The sequence below is a fragment of the Bradyrhizobium sp. STM 3809 genome (assembly GCF_000239795.1).
Taxonomy (GTDB): Bacteria; Pseudomonadota; Alphaproteobacteria; order Rhizobiales; family Xanthobacteraceae; genus Bradyrhizobium.
This window is the reverse complement of sequence record NZ_CAFJ01000380.1, coordinates 1-3,135: the sequence shown is the minus strand read 5'-3', so window position 1 is coordinate 3,135 and position 3,135 is coordinate 1. Positions and strand designations below refer to the sequence as shown.

Annotated in this window: 1 protein-coding gene and 1 pseudogene; one reads left to right on the top strand and one right to left on the bottom strand. The window is 69.3% G+C overall.

Features of this window, described 5'->3' with window-relative positions; translation table 11 throughout:
- Nucleotides 1-1,447, top strand: a 1,447-nt coding sequence (locus BRAS3809_RS19425; RefSeq protein WP_052523440.1) for an outer membrane beta-barrel protein, incomplete at its 5' end; no start/stop codon positions are given.
- A 688-nt stretch (nucleotides 1,448-2,135) separates the two neighbouring features.
- Here the strand turns inward: BRAS3809_RS19425 and BRAS3809_RS19420 are convergent.
- Nucleotides 2,136-3,135, bottom strand: a pseudogene (locus BRAS3809_RS19420) (hypothetical protein); the annotation flags it as partial.

Below are 3,135 nucleotides of genomic sequence, written 5' to 3'. Positions count from 1 at the left end.
CAGCGTCAGCGCGCTGTTGCGGCCGGTGCGCGAGGCCGGCGCGCCGGCGCTCGCGGCACCCGGCAAGGCCGCCATGCCGGCGGGCTTCGCTTTCGCAGCGTTCCAGCCGGCGCGCGGCGCTGTCGCGGCTGCGCCGGAAGCGCGCCGCGCGGCGGCGGCTGCAGTCCAGGCCCCCCCGAGGCAGATTACGGCCCCAGCTCCTGCCGCGCCACGTCCCGGGGCGCCCGAGCAGACTATTGTCGCGGCTCAGCCGGCGGCGGTGCTGCGCAATCGCGACGTTCTGCCTGATCGGAATCTCGATACCGTGAAACCGCCGCCGGTCACGGCCGATGCCAAGCCCTATGATCCCACGGGCGTCGCGGTGGGCTCGTTCCTGGTCAAGCCGGCCGTCGAGATCCAGGCCGGCTATGACACCAATCCGACGAGGCGCAATGGAGGGCAGGGCTCGCCGGTCGTGATCGCGGCCACGGAGGTCTCGGTGCGGTCGCAATGGGAGCGGCACCAGCTCAACGCCGACTTTCGCGGCGCCTACACCGAGGACACCAATGTCCGCTCGCTCAGCCATCCGACCTTCGAGGCGCGTGCGCAGGGGCGCTACGACGTCACCGAGGGGACAGCGCTCACCGGCGAGGGCCGCTTCGTCAATGATGCGCTGGCGCTGCCCGGAGCCCTCAAGCTGCCGCGCGCCACGACCTTCGGCGGCAGCGCCGGCGTGCTGCAGAAGATCGGCCCGACCGAGATCGCGTTCAAGGGATCGGCCGACCGCGTGGTGTTCAACGACGCCATGATCACGGCCAACTTGCCGCTGCGGACGCAGGACCGCAACTACACGCAGCCAGGCGCGCAGGTGCGCGTGACCTATGTGCTGACACCGAACATCTCGCCCTTCGTCGACATGAGCTTCGACCGCCGCAATCACGATCTGCAGGTCGATTTCAACGGGCAGCGTCGCGACTCCACGGGCATCGCCGGACGCGCCGGTGCGGTCGTCAACATGGGATCGCTGACCGGCGAGGCCTCTGTCGGCTATCTCACCCGCCGCATGGACTCGCCCCTGATGCCCAACATCAGCGGCGTGATCGCCGATGCGACGCTCGCATGGGCCGCCACCGAGGCGACGACTTTCGTGCTGGTGGCGCGCTCCCAGGCCTCAGAGACGCCGGCGATGAACGTCTCCGGCATCCTTTCGCGGGATGTCATCCTTCAAATGGATCATCAGTTCGAACCGTGGCTGATCGGCACGCTTCGCACCGGCTATGGCCAGGACCAGTTCGTCGGAATCGGCCGGGTCGACCAGCGCATGTTCGTCGCGGCCGGCGGCGTCTACAAGATGAACCGCAACCTCCAACTGAAGAGCGAAGTCCGCACCGAATGGACCCGCTCCAACGTCGCGCTCAACAACTTCATGGCCGTCGTCGGCGTCGTCGGCGTCCGCGTCCAGTATTGAGACAGGCCGAGACGCTCGGTTTCGAGGCTCACATCAGTTCGTCGTATCGAGAGGACCACCCGTGTGGCTGCCCCTCATCTCGTCCCTCTCCCCGTGGAGAACAGGGAGAGGGAGCGCGCGGGCCTTCGCGGCAATAGCTGCCGCATCAGAATGGAAACGAAGTCGATAGATCGAGCTAAGCCTGGCTAGACGCTGCAAATCTCTCCCCGCTCTTTGCGGGGCGAGTCCGGATGGCGCAGCGATCCGGGTGAGGAGCATGGCACATCGGCTGCTCCACGCCAGGTCCATCGGAGTCGTTCAGCCGCCAGCACGCTTGCGTGCTGATCGCAAGCCGCGCAGGAGCTCATAGGACTGCCCTTGGACTTGCACTGCCCATGCCCCGTCATCCCGACGCGCGGCGAAGAGCTCGCGCGGCATGGACATGAAGGTCCCTGTGAACGGCCTGGGCTTCGTGCTCGCGCGTCGGTCACACAAAAAAAGACGCCCCGCGGGGGAGCGGGGCGCGGAGGCACTTGCATGCCGGGCGGATGGGGGGCCGGGGCGAGTCGCGCGGCAGGGGTGAGGTCAAGTCCCGTCGCGTGAGCATCGTCCCGGCTGGTTGGCATGCGGCTGGTGATGGCCTTGTTCTCGTTATCGGGTTCCGCGCCACCCCAGGGGTCAGGGTCATGCGGCGCGGGACGCCGGGGCCTTACTGCTCGAGCGCGGCGAGCGCTGCATTACCGATCTGCTGCGCCTCGGCCCACGCGGCCTGGGTCGCCTGCTGGGCGGCGGTGTAGCCGGCCTGGATCTGCTGCTGGGCGGCCGCCCGTAGCGCCTGCTCCTGCTGCTCGCCGCTCTCGCGGGCCTGGGTCAGGGCCTGGTTGTCGGCGTTCAGCGTCGCATTGGCCTGATTGAAGGCGGCTGCGGTGGTCTGCGCCTTGGCCTGCGTGGCGGCCAATGCGGCCTGGTTGGCGGCGGTGTTGGCGCGTTCGACCTGCTCGGCGGCCTCCTGCGCATCCTGCGTCGCCTGCTGCGCGGCCTGGCGGGCCTTCTCGAGCGCCTGGCGGTCGGCGTTCACCTTCTGCTCGGCGGTTTCGACCGCGGCGTCGAGTGCGCCGATCTTCTGGTTGAGCGCGGCCTCGACCGTCTTCTGGTTTTGGGTCGCGGCGGCCTGCGCGGCCTGGCTCTTCTGCTGGGCCGTCGCGCGGGCCTGCTCGCCCGTCTTCAGCGCCGCCTGCAGCGCGGCCTGCTCGGCGGCTTCCTTGGCCTCCTGGTTCTGCTGGTTGTTGTTGTTGTTGTTGTTGCCGTTGTTGGCTGCCGCGCCGCCATTGTTCGCCGCGCCACCGTTGTTGGCGGCAGCACCGCCAGCGTTGGCGTTGCCGGCGGCCTGGCCGGCCTGCTGGGCCGCCTTGCCAGCGGCCTCGGCAGTCTCGCGGGCCGTGTCCTTCGCCGCGTTGGCGGCTTCCTTGGCCTCGTTGGACACGTCGATGTCCTTGTCGAGCTTCTGGAAGGCGGCCTGCAGCGCCGCCGACGCCGCGGTCAGCTTCGCGGCCGCCGCGGTGGCCGCTGCCTGGTTGGCTGCGGTCGGATTCTTTTCGGCCTGCTCCTGCGCCTCGATCGCGGCACCCTTGGCGTTCTGCTCGGCCTGGCGCGCGGCGTCGATGGCCTTGCGGTCGGCGGCGACCTGGGCCTCGGCGGTCGCTGCAGTC